At 59.5% G+C, this 16679-nt stretch carries 14 protein-coding genes and 1 pseudogene; 8 read left to right on the forward strand and 7 right to left on the reverse strand.

The genetic code is table 11. The annotated features are described in order from the left end of the window. The first annotated feature begins 10 nt into the window (after positions 1–10). Together MRBLSP13_RS10950 and MRBLSP13_RS10955 are read left to right on the forward strand one after the other, a co-directional pair. A complete protein-coding gene (locus tag MRBLSP13_RS10950) occupies positions 11–541 on the forward strand; it encodes a toxin-activating lysine-acyltransferase (protein ID WP_363754510.1) in 531 nt (176 codons plus the stop codon). A gap of 382 nt (positions 542–923) precedes the next feature. After that, positions 924–2213 (forward strand): tyrosine-type recombinase/integrase, encoded by a 1290-nt coding sequence (locus MRBLSP13_RS10955; RefSeq protein WP_363735447.1) that lies wholly within the window; start codon positions 924–926, stop codon positions 2211–2213. 482 nt (positions 2214–2695) lie between these two features. On the opposite strand, the gene MRBLSP13_RS10960 is transcribed toward MRBLSP13_RS10955, so the two are convergent. The 6 genes from MRBLSP13_RS10960 to MRBLSP13_RS10985 form a co-directional block, all read right to left on the reverse strand. Next, the gene (locus MRBLSP13_RS10960) at positions 2696–2929 is read right to left on the reverse strand and encodes a hypothetical protein (protein WP_363754512.1); all 234 of its coding nucleotides are present in this window, start codon (positions 2927–2929) and stop codon (positions 2696–2698) included. Between the two features lie 456 nt (positions 2930–3385). Further along, on the reverse strand, positions 3386–4615 hold the full coding sequence (gene pabB / locus MRBLSP13_RS10965; RefSeq protein WP_363735445.1) for an aminodeoxychorismate synthase component I: 1230 nt from the start codon (positions 4613–4615) through the stop codon (positions 3386–3388). Next, positions 4612–5019: a dihydroneopterin aldolase gene (locus tag MRBLSP13_RS10970; protein ID WP_363735443.1), complete on the reverse strand. Its 408-nt coding sequence runs from the start codon at positions 5017–5019 to the stop codon at positions 4612–4614. Before MRBLSP13_RS10970 ends, pabB begins: the two co-directional genes overlap by 4 nt. Positions 5020–5181: 162 nt before the next feature. Beyond that, positions 5182–6372: an MFS transporter gene (locus tag MRBLSP13_RS10975; RefSeq protein ID WP_363735441.1), complete on the reverse strand. Its 1191-nt coding sequence runs from the start codon at positions 6370–6372 to the stop codon at positions 5182–5184. A gap of 136 nt (positions 6373–6508) precedes the next feature. Beyond that, complete coding sequence (locus tag MRBLSP13_RS10980; RefSeq protein WP_363735439.1) at positions 6509–8926, reverse strand: GcvT family protein; 2418 nt, start codon at positions 8924–8926, stop codon at positions 6509–6511. 262 nt (positions 8927–9188) lie between these two features. Further along, complete coding sequence (locus tag MRBLSP13_RS10985) at positions 9189–10097, reverse strand: helix-turn-helix transcriptional regulator (protein WP_363735438.1); 909 nt, start codon at positions 10095–10097, stop codon at positions 9189–9191. A gap of 301 nt (positions 10098–10398) precedes the next feature. On the opposite strand from MRBLSP13_RS10985, the gene MRBLSP13_RS10990 reads away from it, so the two are divergent. Further along, positions 10399–11004: a TetR/AcrR family transcriptional regulator gene (locus tag MRBLSP13_RS10990; RefSeq protein ID WP_363735437.1), complete on the forward strand. Its 606-nt coding sequence runs from the start codon at positions 10399–10401 to the stop codon at positions 11002–11004. On the opposite strand, the gene MRBLSP13_RS10995 is transcribed toward MRBLSP13_RS10990, so the two are convergent. Next, positions 10994–11452, reverse strand: a complete 459-nt coding sequence (locus tag MRBLSP13_RS10995) for an Lrp/AsnC family transcriptional regulator (RefSeq protein ID WP_363735436.1) — start codon at positions 11450–11452, stop codon at positions 10994–10996. The two genes, MRBLSP13_RS10990 and MRBLSP13_RS10995, sit on opposite strands and share 11 nt — an antisense overlap. A gap of 143 nt (positions 11453–11595) precedes the next feature. Here MRBLSP13_RS10995 and MRBLSP13_RS11000 point away from each other — a divergent pair, with 143 nt between their 5' ends. The 5 genes and pseudogenes from MRBLSP13_RS11000 to MRBLSP13_RS11020 form a co-directional block, all read left to right on the forward strand. Continuing rightward, entirely contained in the window at positions 11596–12825 is a 1230-nt protein-coding gene (locus MRBLSP13_RS11000) for a thiamine pyrophosphate-dependent enzyme (RefSeq protein WP_363735435.1), read from the forward strand. 3 nt (positions 12826–12828) lie between these two features. Further along, positions 12829–13842, forward strand: coding sequence for an alpha-ketoacid dehydrogenase subunit beta (locus tag MRBLSP13_RS11005; RefSeq protein WP_363735434.1), 1014 nt, complete (start codon positions 12829–12831; stop codon positions 13840–13842). A 2-nt stretch (positions 13843–13844) separates the two neighbouring features. Next, positions 13845–15128, forward strand: coding sequence for a dihydrolipoamide acetyltransferase family protein (locus tag MRBLSP13_RS11010; RefSeq protein ID WP_363735433.1), 1284 nt, complete (start codon positions 13845–13847; stop codon positions 15126–15128). Positions 15129–15131: 3 nt separating this feature from the next. Beyond that, complete coding sequence (gene lpdA, locus MRBLSP13_RS11015) at positions 15132–16514, forward strand: dihydrolipoyl dehydrogenase (protein WP_363735432.1); 1383 nt, start codon at positions 15132–15134, stop codon at positions 16512–16514. A gap of 38 nt (positions 16515–16552) precedes the next feature. After that, a pseudogene (locus MRBLSP13_RS11020) lies at positions 16553–16679 on the forward strand (electron transfer flavoprotein subunit beta/FixA family protein); the annotation flags it as partial.

Consider the following 16679-nt stretch of genomic DNA (forward strand, 5'->3'; position numbering starts at 1 on the left):
GGACTGTCGCATGAATGAGACGATACAGAAGGGAGCGGCCGCGGCCGCTTCCACGCCGCCCACGGTAAGCCACATGCTGGGAGAGATGACCTGGCTCCTGACGCAGTCCCCGCTGCATCGAGGGCTTTCGATCGGCGACATCGAATGGCTGTTGATGCCGGCGCTGATCCACCAGCAATTCTATGTTTTCCGTGACGGTGACAGACCGGTGGGCCTGGCGCTTTGGGCGAAATGCAGCCCGGAAGCAGAGAGGAAGCTGGAAGCCGGCATGATCGAACCGGCCAACCGTCTGACGCTCGAGGAGTGGACGTCTGGCGAGGCGATCTGGCTTGTCGACCTTATCGCACCATTTGCAAACGAGCAGAACAAGCATCGGGAGATCATGATCGCCGATCTGATTTCCGGGCCGCTAAGCGGCAAAGCCTTCAAATTCCATCAGACTGATCCGAGGTCAGGTAAGCGGACCGTGCAAACGGTCGATGGGGACGCTGGTGAGAAGCTCAAGGTTGCCATTGAAGCCTCTCTGGCAAGCAAACAATAGAGGTGTGGAGGCCTGGAGCCGGGCGACGCCTGAGATATTGTAGGACGATGATAGGGATCGCCTTGACAAAATCTTGTTATCGATCAATATGGTTCAATGAATCCGAAGATGGGTCATGTATTTTTTGTAGTAAATGTTGGATATTTTATTATAGTATTATTTAATGATATCTTACTTTCAATGAGTTGTTGCGGGAATTTGTATCCTGCCGCCCCAGCCAGCCGAATCCTCTAGTTTCGGCCTATATTCAGTGACTTATCGGAAAATCGCGACGGAAGAGAGTTGGACCCGGTTCGCCTCATTTGGCCCGGATTTGCCCCCTCTTTTATCGCGATTTTTATCGCGATTTTATCTGGATAGGGGCCGACCAGGATGTCGGACTATGAATCGCACCATCACGCTTACCCCTTCGCTCATCGACGGAATGGCGAAGGGTTCCCTGAACGATCCGCTCACCCCTGGACTGGCAATCCAGATGCTCTCGCGCGGCAAGAAGGTCTGGAAATATATGCGCTGGGTTCCGGGCAAGCAGGGGTTCCTGCGACGAACGCTTGGCACCTATCCAGCTTTTACCATCGCCGCCGCGCGGGAGTGGGCGAACGAACTGAACGCCATGATCGATGCCGGTTCCGATCCAAGAGATATCTGGCAGGAGCAGGAGCGCCGCGACACCATGACGGTGAACAGGGCGCATGTCTTATATATGAATGCGGTTCGGGAAGGGCGGGCCTCCCGGTCCAAGCGCAAGAATAAACCGCGGACAATAGCGGACAAGATCGCCATATTCAGCCGCGATGTTGAGCCCAAGCTGGGTAAAAAGATCATCTATGACGTCACCGAGGACGACCTCATCGCGCTGGTGGAAAAGAAGGGAAAGGCGGCAAAGGTTCGCGCCAACCGGCTCGCTGCGGAATTGAAGGTGTTCTTCGGCTGGACGGCGTCCCTGCGGGGAAAAGAGGTCGGGCTGGAGGTCGATCCGGCCCGCCGCTTGGGCGATCTGCGCTTCCCCGAAACGCCACGGGCGCGGAAGCTCAGCCTGGATGAACTGTCATGGTTTCTTCGAGCGCTTGCTGAGGAACGGCGGGATTTCCGTCGTGGTATGCTCCTCTGGTTATTGACGGCGGCGCGCTTCTCCGAGGTCGTCTTCGCAAAAACTGCTGAGCTTCAGGATGGTATCTGGACCATTCCGGCGGAGCGTTCCAAGAACGGACAGGCGCATCGGATCGCGCTGGGGCCGTGGGGCCTTCGTCTGTTCCGTTCCAATTCGGAATGGCTGTTCCCAGCGGAAAAGGTGGAGGGGCCGCGAACGCAGGGCTGGTATGAGGCCAGGGATCGTGTCGTCGCCCGGATGGCGAAATTGGCCGGACGACCAATCGAGCGGTTTACGCCCCATGATTTTCGCCGGACGGCGCGGTCCAATACGAAGCGTCTGCATGTCGATTTCGAAACCGCCGAGGCGATGCTCAACCATCTGAAGACTGGACTTGAGCGGACCTATGACCGCTATGATCTCGAAGAGGAGAAGCGGCGCTGGTTTGCGCGTTGGGAAAATGAGGTGCTGGCAATAGCGCGCCGGGCTGGCGTGCATGAACAACTGGAAGGGGCCGATGCCGTTTCAGGTGCAGCGCGATCACCACAGGGCCCGGCTGTCGAGCCAGGCTTGCACCTCTGAAAGTCGGAACCGGGGGCAGCGGCGGTGTTTGCTGCTCCCGGTGCCCAATTCATATTCTCGGGGGAAATTTCCTGGGCGGCGCGTGCGCAGGCGGTCGATCTGGCGGCGTGAAAGGCGTGCAATTTCTGCGAAATCGCTCACGGTGATCAATCGATCTATTTGGTCAGGCAGCGGCTTTCGGGGCATAGGGCATTCCAAATTTTTGCTACCCATCATTTTCCCACATTCAGATGATGTCACTGGTGCAAAACGGCATAAAATAGGCCCAAATTGATCCGTTGCCGCAAAGATGAAATCGCTTCGGTGGTCCCGGCATGGGCGGTTGGCATGGGGACTTTGCGCTCTGTCCGCTTTTGAGAACGGAATTGGAAAAGCCGACGCTAATCGTCGCTACTGGGAGCGATGGTCAGAAGCTGAATGGGCGTAATTTCCGTCCATAACTCTCGCCCGGGAAATTCCCTGCCTGGATGGTTTTCTTCCACCTATATCCTGCTGATGGCGGGGACGCCGTGATCGGGGAGCGACCGGACACTCCATCGCCGCGAGATACGAAGCGCCTCAACGTCGCCATAGGCGCCGACCGTCAACGCCGAGATCAGCACGGCCGCCACGATGATCGCCACTCCGGCGATGACACCCTGAAGCACGTCGGCTAGGTCGATCCGCTCGGCATCAGGCTGTTGGCTGGGCACCTCTCGCCGTGGGAGCACGGCCATGATTAGGACGACGGGAATTTGAATGGCCGGAAAGACTGCAAACAGGCTCAGGCAGTGGCCACGGTTGGACCAGGATGCGCGGCGGAATGACAGGACCGCCAGGCCCAAGGCGACGAAAAATCCGATCGCATGAAGTCGGCGAGATGCGTGCGCATCGGCTCCTGGGCCGCGAGATAGACCTGCGTTCGCTCGAATGGTGGCGTGCGTTCGTCGCTGGAGCCGCTGGGTAAAGCGCGTGATTGGAGTCAGCATATTTCATCAATCAAGCTCCCTCGATGCCTGCGACGATCGGATTTCATATCGAATGCAGCCAGCAGGCCAAAATGATTCGTTTTCGTAACGTTTTCGGGCGGACTGGGATGGTCCGCTCTTCCGTTGGCGACGGCGAGATCTGCCTTCGAGACCGATATCATTCCGGGGACGCCGCGTCAGATCGGAAAACAATTCCGCACTCCTTCATGTAACCCCCGATAGGAAGCGAGCCTTCCAGCAGCATTCATTCCACTCTGCTTTCGGTACGGAATCCCTGACGATGCCGGATCCTACCCCGAAGTGCAAAACTTGCTCGCTGACCTTAAACTGAAGGGTGCGGATCAGAACATTAAATGCGGAGCGGCCGTCGGGCGTTATGAAACCCATGGATCCCGAATAGGCGCCACGCTGACGTTGCTCCTGTTCCGCTATAATTTCCATCGCCCGGATCTTCGGCGCGCCGGTGATCGATCCGCAAGGAAACAGACGCATCAGCAAGTCAATCGTGTCAAGGTTCGGAGCGATATCGGCACGGATGGAACTCGTCATCTGATGTATGGTGGGATAGGTTTCGATCGCGAATAAATCGGTGACTTTAACCGTCCCGGGAACCGCTGCACGGGACAAGTCGTTCCGGAGCAAATCGACTATCATCAAATTCTCGGCACATTCCTTGGGATTTTCACGTAGCTCTCTTTTGCGAGTTGCATCCTCCTTTGGCGTCGTACCTCGGCTAGCCGTTCCTTTCATGGGCTTCGTCCAAATGGTTCCGCCACTGAGTGAGAAGAACAACTCTGGGGAACAGGAGAGCAAAGTATGCTGTCCAGTAGATAGAATGCCTCCCCATCCGGCACCTTGTGCGAGCCGCAATTCTCGATAAAGTTCTATCGGATCACCAGGGTAACAAAAATGGGCATCAAAGCTGTAGTTGACCTGGTAGCAATCGCCCGCATCAATTAGAGATAGTATATGACCAACGTCCCGCATGTAGCGGTGTTGCTCGATCTGTGGCTGCCAATATTCGGAGCGCGACGGTGGTCTGATTGGCTTCGATGGCGATATCCGCGTTGGATTGGGAGCGCCGAAGAGACCGAACCAGAGTAGGGGAACGCCGAATGGTTTCAATGAATAGCGGTGAAGCCGCTGTTCAAACGCGAACCCCGCCTCATAGCTAAGGTAGCCTGCTGCGTGAGAGCCCTTGGCAACTCCGCGACGCAGGCGCATCAATGCTGGCAATATCTCTTCAAGTGTATGCGCAGCGATGATCTCATGCGGGTCGGAGTAGAGGACAGCCTCGCCGTCTGCTCTTACATCGTCGAAAACGACAAAGGGCGTTGTGAGGTCGGGCATTGGGTAGCGCGGGGATGCAGGGTGAGTTGCTGCATCGTTCCAACCCGATGGGGCTTGCGAGCGCAAATGTTCATTGGTTTTCATTGCCGCAGAAGTTGCTTGCTTAGGCGAAAGACGGTGCCCGCAACACATCCGGGTAGAGCCTGTGGCTTATCAATCTCGATAACAGCTCCGAGCACGAGATCGTGCCGCAAGCACATCTCAGCCAGCCTGCGCGCGAACGTCTCGATCAGATTGATACGCTGCGTGGCTAGAGTTGTCGCAAACTCACAGATCTGCGCATAGTCAAATGCCTCTCCAAGTTCATCGTCGTTCGGCGGAATGACTGAGAGCGTGGCCGTTATGGACAATGGCTGCAAGACTCCTTTCTCCGCAGCATAGGCCCCTATGTCGGCCATCACCTTCAACCCGGTTACCACGATATCGCATTGCATCGCACCGCGGGCATTCGTCGCGCTAGGCAGACTGACGGGAGTAGAAGTGTTCATTCCACTTTGCCTGTGCTCCGTTCCACTATCTGCTGACTAGATCTCATTCATCGAACGTTCGGAATAGAGCGGCTTTGTTCCTGGAGAGTTTCACCCAATATCACCGGCGAACGAAGTGGATTCGCCGCGGAGATCAGATCCCGTGTTTCGACACTTAACCAATCACCCAGTGGGAGCCGATTTACGGTTGTCCTCGTCTGATCGCGCGAGCGCCGCTTTTAGACTGGGTAGACACAAAGGCAGTGCGGCGATGCACAGTGCTGCCGCGATGATGCCCAGCAGCGCGTACGACGAGTAGTCCACCACCAGCCCTCCTACCGGAGCCCCCAGAGCAAAGGCCAGCCGTTCGCAGCCGCCGCCCGCCGTGCCGATCCTGCCCGCCGAATCGAGTGCTGCCGCTGTGCCGAGCAGATAGGCATAAAGATACATGTAGAAGATCCAGTAGAGCAGCACGCCCAAGGAGTAAGCGACGATGGAGGCCGATACCCCCAGGATGGCGCAGCCCACACCGGAACCCACCAAGCCGATCGCTATCGCCCACAGCCGGTTGACACGCCCCGCCGTCATCGCGGCGGCAAAGGTGCCCGCGAGACCGCAAAAGGTGCTGGCGGACAAGATGAAACCGATGGCCTCCGGCTGAAGATCGATGTGGCGGCCGATGCGTTCGGCGAAGCTCCAGAGCGCACCCGTGCCGAAGGAGAATAGCGACCAGAGGATGAGCAGGGGTTTTGCCCCGCCTTGCCGCAACACTGACCCCCGCTGTTGAAGATTCACGTGCGGCGCGATCCCCTTGAAGCCGATCAGGAATGGGCTTGAGAACAACAATATGATGCTCATGCCCAGGAAAATACCGAACGGGCCGAACGCTTGGCCGGCAAAAGGTAGCGTCATCATGAGCAACACGATGACAAGCAGCGTCGCACTGCTGCCCAAAGCATATATGCGGTCCGCATTGTGCGAGCCGGACGCCCCGGTGATGACCGCGGCGTAGAGGAGGCCGTAGCCGGCCCCTGCCGCAGCCGCGAGCGTGCATAGCACCGGGAAACCGGGATCGAAGACGAACATCAGAAGATGCGCAGCGCAGCTCAGCCCCGCGCCGGCCAGACCGATACGCATGGGCCGGAACTGATCAATCACAGGGGAGAGGACAAGCATGATCAGGGCCAGCGATCCGACCTCGAAAAAGCCGAATATGCCGCCTTGCGTGGCGCTGAGGTGGCGGCCGTCCATGACCGCTCCAACCTGGAACGGCATCGAGGAGGTTCCGAAATGGGCAAGGCCGTTGCCGATGCCCACGGCCAGCACTAGCGCGATGAAGGCGGCCAACCCTGGGTTTCGCTGTGTTTCGACCATTGAACCTGACGATGCCATGACACTGTTAACTTTCGACGTTCATCAATGATGGGGTTGGCACTTCCAACAAAACCCAGTCTGATTGCAACCGTGCCTTCTTTTCCCTGACGCCCGCAGCAAGGGAATTGGCCTGCCCTCAACCGCGCGCCAGCGCCCCGGTGGGATCGTAAAGCGGCTCGAGCGAGAGTCTGGCTGGGCGCCGCTCACCCAATATCGAAATCTCAAAGCCGCTCTGCGCGTGGATAAGATCACGGTTGATATAGCCCATTGCCACGCCTGCGCCGATGCGATGCCCGTAGCCGCCGGAGGTGACGAAGCCGACATGGACCCCGTCATGCCAGATCGGTTCGTAACCGGCCGGATCAGCATCGACGGTATCGACAGCGAAGGTTACGAGCAACTGTTCCGGAGGACTCTGCTGCTCGGCTAACGTTGCCGCCTTGCCGATGAAATCAGGCTTGTTGATATCGACGAAGCGGTCGAGGCCCGAAGCGGCGGCGGTGAAATCCCGGCTAAATTCGCGCGACCAGATGCCGAAACCCTTTTCCAAACGCATGGAATTAAGGGCATGAATGCCGAAGTTGACGAGGCCAAGATCCTTTCCGGCGCTGCGAAGGCTGTTGTAGATCGAGCGAATATAGACAGCGTCGGCATAGATTTCGAAGCCCAGCTCCCCGGTAAGCGAGAGCCGGGCGATGAATGCCGGGGCGAAACCGACATGCGCCGGGCGCACCGTCATGAAGGGGAAGGAGGATTTCGACAGGTCGATGTCGGTTATCCGTTGCAGCAGCGTCCGCGCATTGGGACCCATCAGCGCAACGCCCTGTATCTGGTCGGTCACGTTGCGGAACTGAACATCATCCTTGGGCAGATGAGTATCGAACCAGCGGCCGTGCCAGTTCTGGAGATAACCCGAGCCGAAGAGAATGAAGCGCTCTTTTTCCAGCCGCATGACGGTGAGGTCGCCCATCAGTCGCCCGCTGTCCGAGAGCAGCGGGGCGAGGCGCAAACGTCCAGGGGCGGGCAACTTGCTGGCCAGGATCTTGTCCAGCGCGGTGGCGGCACCCTTGCCAGTCACTTCATATTTGCCGAACGAGGAGCTGTCGAAAATGCCCACCGACCGCTGTACCGCGGCCACTTCCCGCGCGACCGCAGGGAAGGCGTTGGAGCGCTTGAGGGTTGGTGTTTCGACCGGCTCCTCTCCCTCGGGCGCGAAGTAAAGGGGAGTTTCCAGACCGTAGCTGACGCCGAACACCGCATTCTGTGCCTTGAGCGTGTCATAGAGTGCGCTGGTGCGATGAACGCGACCGGCCGGCCAATATTCGTTGGGATAGGCCAAGCGGAAGCGGTTGGAGTAAAATTCCTTTGCTTTGTCTATGACATAGGTCGGGGTTGCATAGTCGCCGAAACGCGCCACATCCATCGCGTAGATGTCGCCTTCCGGTTCGCCATTGATGATCCATTGAGCGAGGGTCAGACCAACGCCGCCGCCCTGCGCGAAGCCGGCCATCACGCCGCAGGCCGACCAGTAGTTGGGGATGCCCGGAACTGGGCCAACAAGCGGATTGCCGTCTGGGGTGAAGGTGAAGGGGCCGTTGATGATCCGCCGGATGCCTGCCTCCGCGACGGCTGGAAAACGCTGGTAGCCGCGGATGAGTTCTTCGGTCAAGCGCTCCAGGTCGGGGGGCAGCAGTTCGGTCTCGCCATAGTCCCAGGGAGTCCCAGACACCGCCCAAGGCTGCGCATCCTTTTCATAAACGCCCACCAGCATCCCGCCGCGTTCCTGGCGCATGTATATTTCGGCGTCGAGATCGAGAATGAGCGGCAGTTCCTTTTCCTGCGCCAACACCTCGGGGATGTCTTCGGTCACGAGATAATGATGTTCCATTGGGACCAGCGGCAGCCGCGCGCCAACCATGTTGCCCATTTCGCGCGCCCACAGGCCTGCGGCGTTCACGACATGCTCGGCTTCAATCTCGCCCTGGTCGGTGATGACGCGCCAGCTACCCCTGCCAGTGGGCTGCAGATCCATGACGCGGGTGTGGCGATAGATCTGGGCACCATTGGCGCGCGCTGCTTTGGCATAAGCATGAGTGGCGCCCGAGGGATCGACATGGCCCTCATGCGGATCGTAGATCGCGCCGTACACGTCGGCGACGTCGATCAGTGGGCACATATCCTTGATCTCGGCAGGTCCAAGCAACTCGGTGTCGATGCCCAGCACGCGATGCCGTGCCTGGTCGGCGCGCAAGAAATCCCACCGCTCCTGAGTCGCGGCGATGTTGAGTCCGCCGGTCATGTGCATGCCGACGCTCTGGTCGGACAGTTCCTCGATCTCCTTGTAAAGCGCGATGGTGTAGGATTGCAGGCGAGCGACGCCAGGGTCGCTGTTGAGCGCGTGGAAGCCACCGGCGGCGTGCCAGCTCGATCCTGCAGTCAGCTCCTTGCGTTCGATCAGGACAACATCCTTCCAGCCCAATTTGGTCAGATGATAGAGGACGCTGCAGCCGACGACGCCGCCCCCGATAACGGCTACTTTGCAATGAGAAATCATAAACCGCCAAGCTCCACGCTCTGGCCGCCGCGGGGGATGCAAAATCGCCTCTGAAAGGTCATCATCCCACCGGCCGCCATTATTGAATGGCTTTTGCTATCAAATCTTCCAGAGAGCCGTGCGGCCTTTATTTAGGCGCGCGCCACAAAAAATTAGGCCGAGTGGACCATGTCGTGACCCGGTCACATCCGCGCGAATGACACGCGGCATTTCGATTCTGACGGTGTGGGGGCTGATGTGGGACGGTCGGCTTGGGTACGGGTCAGTTTCGGCTCATGTTCCGGTTGGCGGCCAAGGCCTTGGGCGAAATACCAAACCGTTCGACGAAGGCAGCCGTGAAGGTGCTGTGATGCGCATAGCCCACGGCATAGGCGACCTGGCTCACCTGGAGGTCTGATGACTGTAGCAACTCATAGGCTCGCCTCAGTCGCGCCGCTCGGATCAGATGCTGGCCGGTCGCGCCGTGACGTGCCTTGAGGCCGTTGCAAAGCTTATTGACGTTCAGGCCGAGGCGGCGGGCGAGGGCCTGCATCGTGGGGGGGTGGATGAACTCGCGCTCGAGAATTTCCCGGGCGTCATCAATGCGTTTGACATCGCGATCGGAAAGGGGGCGGGACGGAGGGCTGTCAGAAGCTGCTGATCGGAGCGCGCAGGCCAGCAGTTCGTAGCCGCGCGCCTTCATGTTCACCAGCCGCAGCGGACCAGATTCCTTGTCGTTTAAAATCGCATGGATGATGCTCGACGTTTCCGGCAGGTGCGGCAGGACCCGGTGCGTCGGCAGAGTGCTCTGCCGGTTGAGGATTCGGCGCAGGTCGTCGGGCAGAAGCGCCGATTCATAGCCTATCAGTCGTCCTAGCCATTCCGGCTTGCAATAGAGGGTGGCAGACACTTCGCGCTTCATGTCAGCGGAGCCCAGCTCCTCCCAAACATCGTCATGGCCCTGGGGCTGGTGCCACAAAAGCATCGAAGGCCGGTCTTGGATCACGTCGCCCCAATTTCCCTGCAGCGAGATCGACCCCGAAACACGGTAATGAAATTCGATCAGATCCTCGCCCACCAGATTGAGCGCCATGCCCTGCGGCAGCGCCACGTCGAGCGTGAGCAGAAACAGCCCGGGTTCGAGCGACACAAATTCGCAAGTGCCCGAAGCGTCGTCGCGGTCGACGGTCATCCTTGCCGTCCGCATACCGCCCGTTTCGATGATGCTGCCTATGGAGGGGGGCGCTCGATCTGACCAATCCGTATGGAATGATCCCAGAATGCGTCCATCTTGCCGGTGCAAGGCGACATCCCTTGATGTGGTTTCAGCCAGCACACCCGACTCCCCTGGTGCTTTCCTGCGCCATACATATGTGTATATCGCTTTTGTCACAGCTTGGAAAGCGCTTGCTCGAAGAGCGGTGGCGAGGCATTCGGGATAGCTTCTTTCAGCGGAAAATGCCCCGGTTGGCGTCAGATCGAAGGGAATACAGGTGAGCAAGCTCCCGGTCGAAACGACCAATGACGAGGGAAGAGGACTGTCGACCCAGGACTGGATCGATGTGGCGCGGGCGATGCTCCTCAAGGAAGGGGTGAATTCGGTCAAGATCGATCGCCTCGCCCGCGAGTGCGGTGTAACCCGTGGCGGCTTCTACTGGCGTTTCAAGAGCCGGAGCGACTTGCTCGACGCCCTGCTGGAGGATTGGAAGAACACGAATAGCGCCCCTATCCTTGAGGCGCTGAAGGGACCTGGATCACCTGCCGAGCGGTTCGAGCGGTTGGTGCGCCTGTGGATTGACGAGCAGGAATATAGCCCGGATTACGACACGGCGATCCGCAACTGGGCGCGCACCGATGTGAAGGTTCAGCAGGCGGTGCATGAGGTGGACAACCGGCGCGTGGAGGCCTTGCAGAAGCTGTTCAAGGACTTCGGCTTTGCCGAAGATGAAGCGTTGGTAAGAGCCCGGGTCACTTATTACCATCAGGTCGGCTATTATGCGATGGAAGTACGTGAAGCAGCCCGGCGCCGCGAAGAACTCAGCCAACTTTATACGTTGGTCCTGACGGGCCAGTCCTCTCCGACCCCCGTCAAGAGGTGATCGGCAGGTTTGTCGTCATCTTGACGCATCCGAGGGCGAAATTGGAATTGATCGATCCCACGCCGGGAAGATGCAGAAGCACCTTTTTCAAAAATGTCTCGTAAGAGGCTATGCTGTCGATGACGATCCGGATCAGATAATCGCTGTCACCGCTCATCGAGAAACATTCGACGATCTCGCTTCGGTCCCGGACCGCCGTCTCGAAGCGGTTCAGAGTTTCCTCGTCATGCTGCTTCAACTTTAGCTGGGCAAAGACGTCAACCGTCAGGCCAAGCAGTTGCGCGTCGAGAAGAACGACCTTGCCCCTGATCGCACCCATTTCCTCCAGCTTCTTGATCCGTCGCCAGCACGGCGTGTGAGACAGGCCGACGTGCGAAGCGATGTCCACGACCGACATCTCAGGGAACTGCTGAAGAGCCGAAAGGATTTTTCGATCAAGCCGATCCACGGTAAAGTCTCCTAAAAAATCTCAGATATATAGGATAAAATTGCACTATTTATCGCGAAACGGGCGAAGAGAGAAATTTTAATTTCGATCCTGCTGGAGCATCATCCGGAGATTAACCCCATGTTGAAGGTTGACCGGCGTCCATGAAAAATTCCCAGGGTCTTCGGCTGCATGTTCCCGAACCCCTGTCACGTCCCGGGGACCAACCGGATTTCAGCAACCTCGTCCTTTCGGCGCCCGGCGCAGTACGGCGGCCCGACAGCGGAGAGGCCGAGCATCTGATGCGCGACTTGCCCTATGAGCTTATTCGCGTGCTGGACGATGAGGGCGAAGCACAGGGGCCATGGAATCCGCGGCTCACGCCTTCGGTGTTGATCCGGGGGCTACGCGCCATGATGCTGACACGCGCCTTCGATGATCGACTCTTCCGTGCGCATCGGCAGGGCAAGACCAGCTTCTATATGAAGTCGACGGGGGAGGAGGCGATCGGCGCTGCTCAGTCGATGATGCTTGACGCGGGGGACATGTGCTTTCCCACCTATCGCGTGCTGTCCTGGCTGATGGCGCGCGACTATCCCCTGACGCAATTGACCAACCAGATCTTCTCCAATGCAGAGGATCCGCTTAAGGGGCGGCAGCTTCCCATCCTTTATTCGGCGCGGGAATATGGCTTCTACTCTCTCTCGGGCAATGTTGGCAGCCGGTTCGGCCATGCGGTCGGCTGGGCGATGGCGTCCGCCTACAAGGGCGACGACAAGATCGCGCTCGCCTATATCGGGGAAGGCACGACAGCCGAGGGCGATTTCCACGAAGCGCTGACGTTCGCCAGCGTCTATCATGCGCCGGTCATCCTGTGCGTTACCAACAACCAATGGGCCATATCGAGCTTTGCGGGCATTGCAGGTGCGCAGGAGACGACCTTTGCAGCCAAGGCGCTCGCTTATGGCCTGCCAGGCCTTCGCGTCGATGGCAATGACTTCCTGGCCGTCTGGGCAGCTACGCAATGGGCTGCGGAACGAGCGCGGTCGAACAAGGGGGCGACGTTGATCGAATTGTTCACCTATCGCGCATCGGGTCATTCCACCAGTGATGATCCCACCAAATACCGCCCCTCCGATGAGCCGGTGCACTGGCCGCTAGGCGACCCCGTCGACCGGCTGAAGCAGCATCTGATTGCGATCGGCGACTGGGATGAGGCCCGCCACGAAGCCCTGGCGGCGGAACTGGAGCAGGAGGTCAAGGGCGCGGTGAAAGCGGCAGAGGCGGTCGGAACGCTCGGCAAGTCCAAGCCCAGCGTCAAAGAAATGTTCGAGGGCGTTTTCAAGCAGCCCGACTGGCGCGTCATTGAGCAGCGCCGCGAATTGGGGATTTGATACATGGCCGTGATGACCATGATCCAGGCGCTCAATTCGGCGCTGGACGTAGCGCTCGCCAATGATCCCGACACCTTGGTCTTCGGCGAGGATGTCGGTTTTTTTGGCGGCGTGTTTCGGGTGACGGAAGGATTGCAGGCCAAGCACGGTCTGACCCGTTGCTTTGATGCGCCCATATCCGAAGGCGGGATCATCGCGACCGCCATTGGCATGGGTGCCTATGGGCTCCGGCCCATCCCTGAAATCCAGTTCGCTGACTATATCCTGCCGGCCTTCGATCAGTTGGTGAGCGAAGCGGCGCGCCTACGCTATCGGTCGAACGGCGAGTTCTGGGCACCGATCACTGTCCGCTCTCCATATGGCGGCGGCATCTTCGGTGGCCAAACGCACAGCCAGTCGCCCGAGGCGATCTTCGCCCACATCACCGGATTGAAGACCGTTATTCCTTCCAATCCCTATGATGCCAAGGGGCTGCTTCTGGCGTCGATCGAGGATGACGATCCCGTCATCTTCCTTGAACCCAAGCGTATCTACAACGGGCCGTTTGACGGCCGGCATGACCAAGCGCTCAAGACCTGGGCCGACGAGTCGAGCGCTCAGGTGCCCGAAGGCTATTACACCGTGCCGCTGGGCAAGGCCGCCGTCGTGCGGGAAGGCGTCGCGGCGACCGTGCTTGCCTATGGTACGATGGTTCATGTCGGCAAGGCGGGAATTGAGGATAGCGGCGTCGATGCCGAACTGATTGACCTGCGCTCGATCGTGCCGCTGGATGTGGAAACGATCGTCGCGTCCGTGAAGAAGACCGGGCGGTGCGTCATTCTGCACGAAGCATCGCGTTTCGGCGGCTTTGGCGGCGAATTGTCGGCGCTGATCCAGGAACGCTGTTTTCATCATCTGAAAAGCCCGATCGCGCGTGTGGCAGGATGGGATACGCCATATCCACATGCGTTCGAATGGGATTATTTCCCCGGCCCGGCGCGGCTGGCAGCCGCGCTCAAGCGCGTCCTGGAGGACTGAAAATGGGGCTTTATCACTTTCATCTGCCCGATGTGGGAGAAGGCGTTGCCGAGGCGGAGGTCGTCGTCTGGCATGTCAAGCCAGGCGACCAGGTCAAGGAAGACCAGAGCCTGGTCGATGTGATGACGGACAAGGCGACAGTCGACATGACCTCGCCCGTCGATGGCGTCGTGCTGGCTATTCACGGCCAGGTGGGCGAGATGAAGCCTGTCGGCTCGGTGCTGGTCGAAATCGAGGTTGAAGGCGCGAGCAACGTCACGGAAAAGGCGGGCGCCGTTTCGGCTCCTGCGCTAGTCTACGAGCCCAGAGCCACCTCTGACGCGGCGGCGCCTGCACCTGTTGCGAGGGCCGAGTCGGCAGTATCGAGCCAGCCGCAGCGCGCACAGCAGCCCGGCTTCACCAGCCGTGCGATCGGCGATGCGCCGCTTGCCGCGCCTGCCACACGGCGTCGCGCTTACGAGCTGGGGATTCCCCTCCAGTTCGTCCCCGGAACCGGACCGGGCGGCCGGATCACGCCGGACGATTTGGATGTGTATATCGCCAACCCGATCGCCGCCGCACCACCGGCGGCGGGCAGGGCGCCCAGGGAAGGCGTCGCGGAACGCCAGATCATCGGCCTGCGCCGCAAAATCGCGCAGAAATTGCAGTACACCAAGCGCCGCGTTCCCCACATCGCTTATGTCGAGGAATGTGACCTCACCGAACTCGACGTGCTGCGAATCGACCTCAATGCCCATCGCCAACCGGGACAGCCTAAGCTGACCTTGCTGCCCTTCTTCATCGCGGCGCTGGCGAAGGCTTTGCCCGATTTTCCCCATATCAACGCGCATTTCGACGATGAAAAGGGGGTTCTCAAGGAATTTGCCGCCGTCCACGTCGGCATGGCGACGCAGACGCCCGCCGGGTTGATGGTGCCTGTCATCCGCCATGCCGAAGCGCGAGATATTTGGAACTGCGCCAGTGAGATCGGTCGCCTGAGCGCGGCTGCACGGGACGGCACGGCGAAGCGGGATGAATTGTCGGGATCGACCATCACGCTGACATCGTTGGGGCCGCTGGCGGGCATCGTCACCACACCGATCATCAATCAGCCGGAGGTCGCGATCATCGCCCCGAACAAGCTGGTGGAGCGGGCGGTGGTGCAGGGCGGAGCGGTCACGATCCGCAAGATGATGAACATCTCTTCCTCTTTCGATCACCGCATCGTCGACGGCTATGACGCCGCCCTGTTCGTGCAGCGGCTCAAGCGCCTGCTGGAACGTCCCGCTCTGTTGTTTATGGACTGAAACATGCCCGAAATTCTCAATCCCAAGGTGCTCGTGGTCGGCGGCGGGCCGGGGGGCTATGTGGCGGCGATCCGCTGTGGCCAGCTAGGCCTGGATACGGTGCTGGTCGAGGGCGAGCGTCTGGGCGGCACCTGTCTTGTGCGTGGCTGCATTCCGTCCAAGGCGCTTATCCACGCGGCGGATGAGTTTGCAGCGATGACTGCCGCAGCGCAGCAGTCGCGCTATGGAATCAGCCTTGCGGCCTCCCCCTCGCTCGATTTCGCGGCGATGGTCGGCTGGAAGGACTCCATCGTCGATCAGCTGAACGGTGGTGTCGCGGCCCTGCTCAAGCGGGCGGGCGTAAAAGTGGTGCAGGGCTGGGCTCGCTTCACCGATGCGAAAAGCTGCACGGTGGAGACTGAGGAAGGGGAAACCGTCATCCGTGCCGAGCATGTGGTGCTTGCGACCGGATCCTTGCCTGTCGAGCTGCCTTTCCTGCCCTTCGGCGGCAAGGTCATCAGCTCGACCGGGGCGCTCTCGCTCGACGAACTGCCACGCCGTTTCGCGATAGTGGGTGCGGGCTATATCGGCCTTGAATTGGGCATTGCCTTTGCGAAACTGGGCGTATCCGTGTCTGTGGTCGAGGCGGCCAATCGCATCTTGCCGCAATATGACGCCAAGCTGTCCGAGCCGGTCCGGCGGTCGCTGGAGAAGCTGGGCATCGGCCTTCTGCTCGGCACCGCCGCCAAGGCGGAGGTCGACGAAGGACTGATCGTGACCGTGGATGACGGCGAACAATTGATCGAGGCGGATCGGATATTGGTGACAGTGGGGCGTAAGCCACTTACCGAAGGTTGGGGTCTGGAGGAGATGGGGCTGGAAATGGCCGGTCCCTTCGTGAAGGTGGATGATCACTGCGCTAGTTCCACAGCCAATGTGTGGGCGATCGGTGATCTCGTGGGTGAGCCGATGCTCGCGCATAAGGCTTCGGCGCAGGGTGAACTGGTAGCTGAAGTCATCGCCGGTGCCAGACGGCGGTTCGACCCCGTTGCGATCCCTGCGGTGTGCTTCACGTCGCCCGAAATCGTGAGCGTGGGGGTGGGGCCGGACGCGCCCGATACGGTCAGCGCGACATTCCCCTTTTCCGCCAATGGGCGGTCATTGACGATGGATGCCGGTGATCAGGGGGGCTTCGTCCGCGTGGTGGCGCGCACGTCTGATCACCGCATCGTGGGAGTCCAAGCTGTCGGAGCGCATATTTCCGAACTGGCCTCGACCTTCGCCACAGCTATCGAAATGGGGGCGGTAGTCGAAGATATAGCTGGCATCGTGCATGCGCATCCAACCCTTGGCGAGGCTTTTCATGAGGCATCGCTCAAGGTTGCGGGACACGCCATCCACATCTGATCGCATCAATAGCTGTCATCAAAAACAACGGTGGAACCATGAAGATCCTTGTGCCCGTGAAGCGGGTGATTGACTATAATGTGAAGCCGCGCGTGAAGGCGGATGGGACGGGCGTCGATCTGGCGAACGTCAAGATGTCGATGAACCCTTTCGACGAGATTGCGG

This window comes from Sphingobium sp. LSP13-1-1.1 (assembly GCF_040676415.1).
In the GTDB taxonomy this organism is placed as follows: Bacteria; Pseudomonadota; Alphaproteobacteria; order Sphingomonadales; family Sphingomonadaceae; genus Sphingobium.

Bases quoted from the DNA above. Each gene is read 5' to 3' on its own strand.
- MRBLSP13_RS10950 (WP_363754510.1), top strand. From the start codon at position 11: ATGAATGAGACGATACAGAAGGGAGCGGCCGCGGCCGCTTCCACGCCG.
- MRBLSP13_RS10955 (WP_363735447.1), top strand. From the start codon at position 924: ATGAATCGCACCATCACGCTTACCCCTTCGCTCATCGACGGAATGGCG.
- MRBLSP13_RS10960 (WP_363754512.1), bottom strand. From the start codon at position 2,929: ATGGCCGTGCTCCCACGGCGAGAGGTGCCCAGCCAACAGCCTGATGCC.
- pabB (WP_363735445.1), bottom strand. From the start codon at position 4,615: ATGAAAACCAATGAACATTTGCGCTCGCAAGCCCCATCGGGTTGGAAC.
- MRBLSP13_RS10970 (WP_363735443.1), bottom strand. From the start codon at position 5,019: ATGAACACTTCTACTCCCGTCAGTCTGCCTAGCGCGACGAATGCCCGC.
- MRBLSP13_RS10975 (WP_363735441.1), bottom strand. From the start codon at position 6,372: ATGGTCGAAACACAGCGAAACCCAGGGTTGGCCGCCTTCATCGCGCTA.
- MRBLSP13_RS10980 (WP_363735439.1), bottom strand. From the start codon at position 8,926: ATGATTTCTCATTGCAAAGTAGCCGTTATCGGGGGCGGCGTCGTCGGC.
- MRBLSP13_RS10985 (WP_363735438.1), bottom strand. From the start codon at position 10,097: ATGACCGTCGACCGCGACGACGCTTCGGGCACTTGCGAATTTGTGTCG.
- MRBLSP13_RS11000 (WP_363735435.1), top strand. From the start codon at position 11,596: ATGAAAAATTCCCAGGGTCTTCGGCTGCATGTTCCCGAACCCCTGTCA.
- MRBLSP13_RS11005 (WP_363735434.1), top strand. From the start codon at position 12,829: ATGGCCGTGATGACCATGATCCAGGCGCTCAATTCGGCGCTGGACGTA.
- MRBLSP13_RS11010 (WP_363735433.1), top strand. From the start codon at position 13,845: ATGGGGCTTTATCACTTTCATCTGCCCGATGTGGGAGAAGGCGTTGCC.
- lpdA (WP_363735432.1), top strand. From the start codon at position 15,132: ATGCCCGAAATTCTCAATCCCAAGGTGCTCGTGGTCGGCGGCGGGCCG.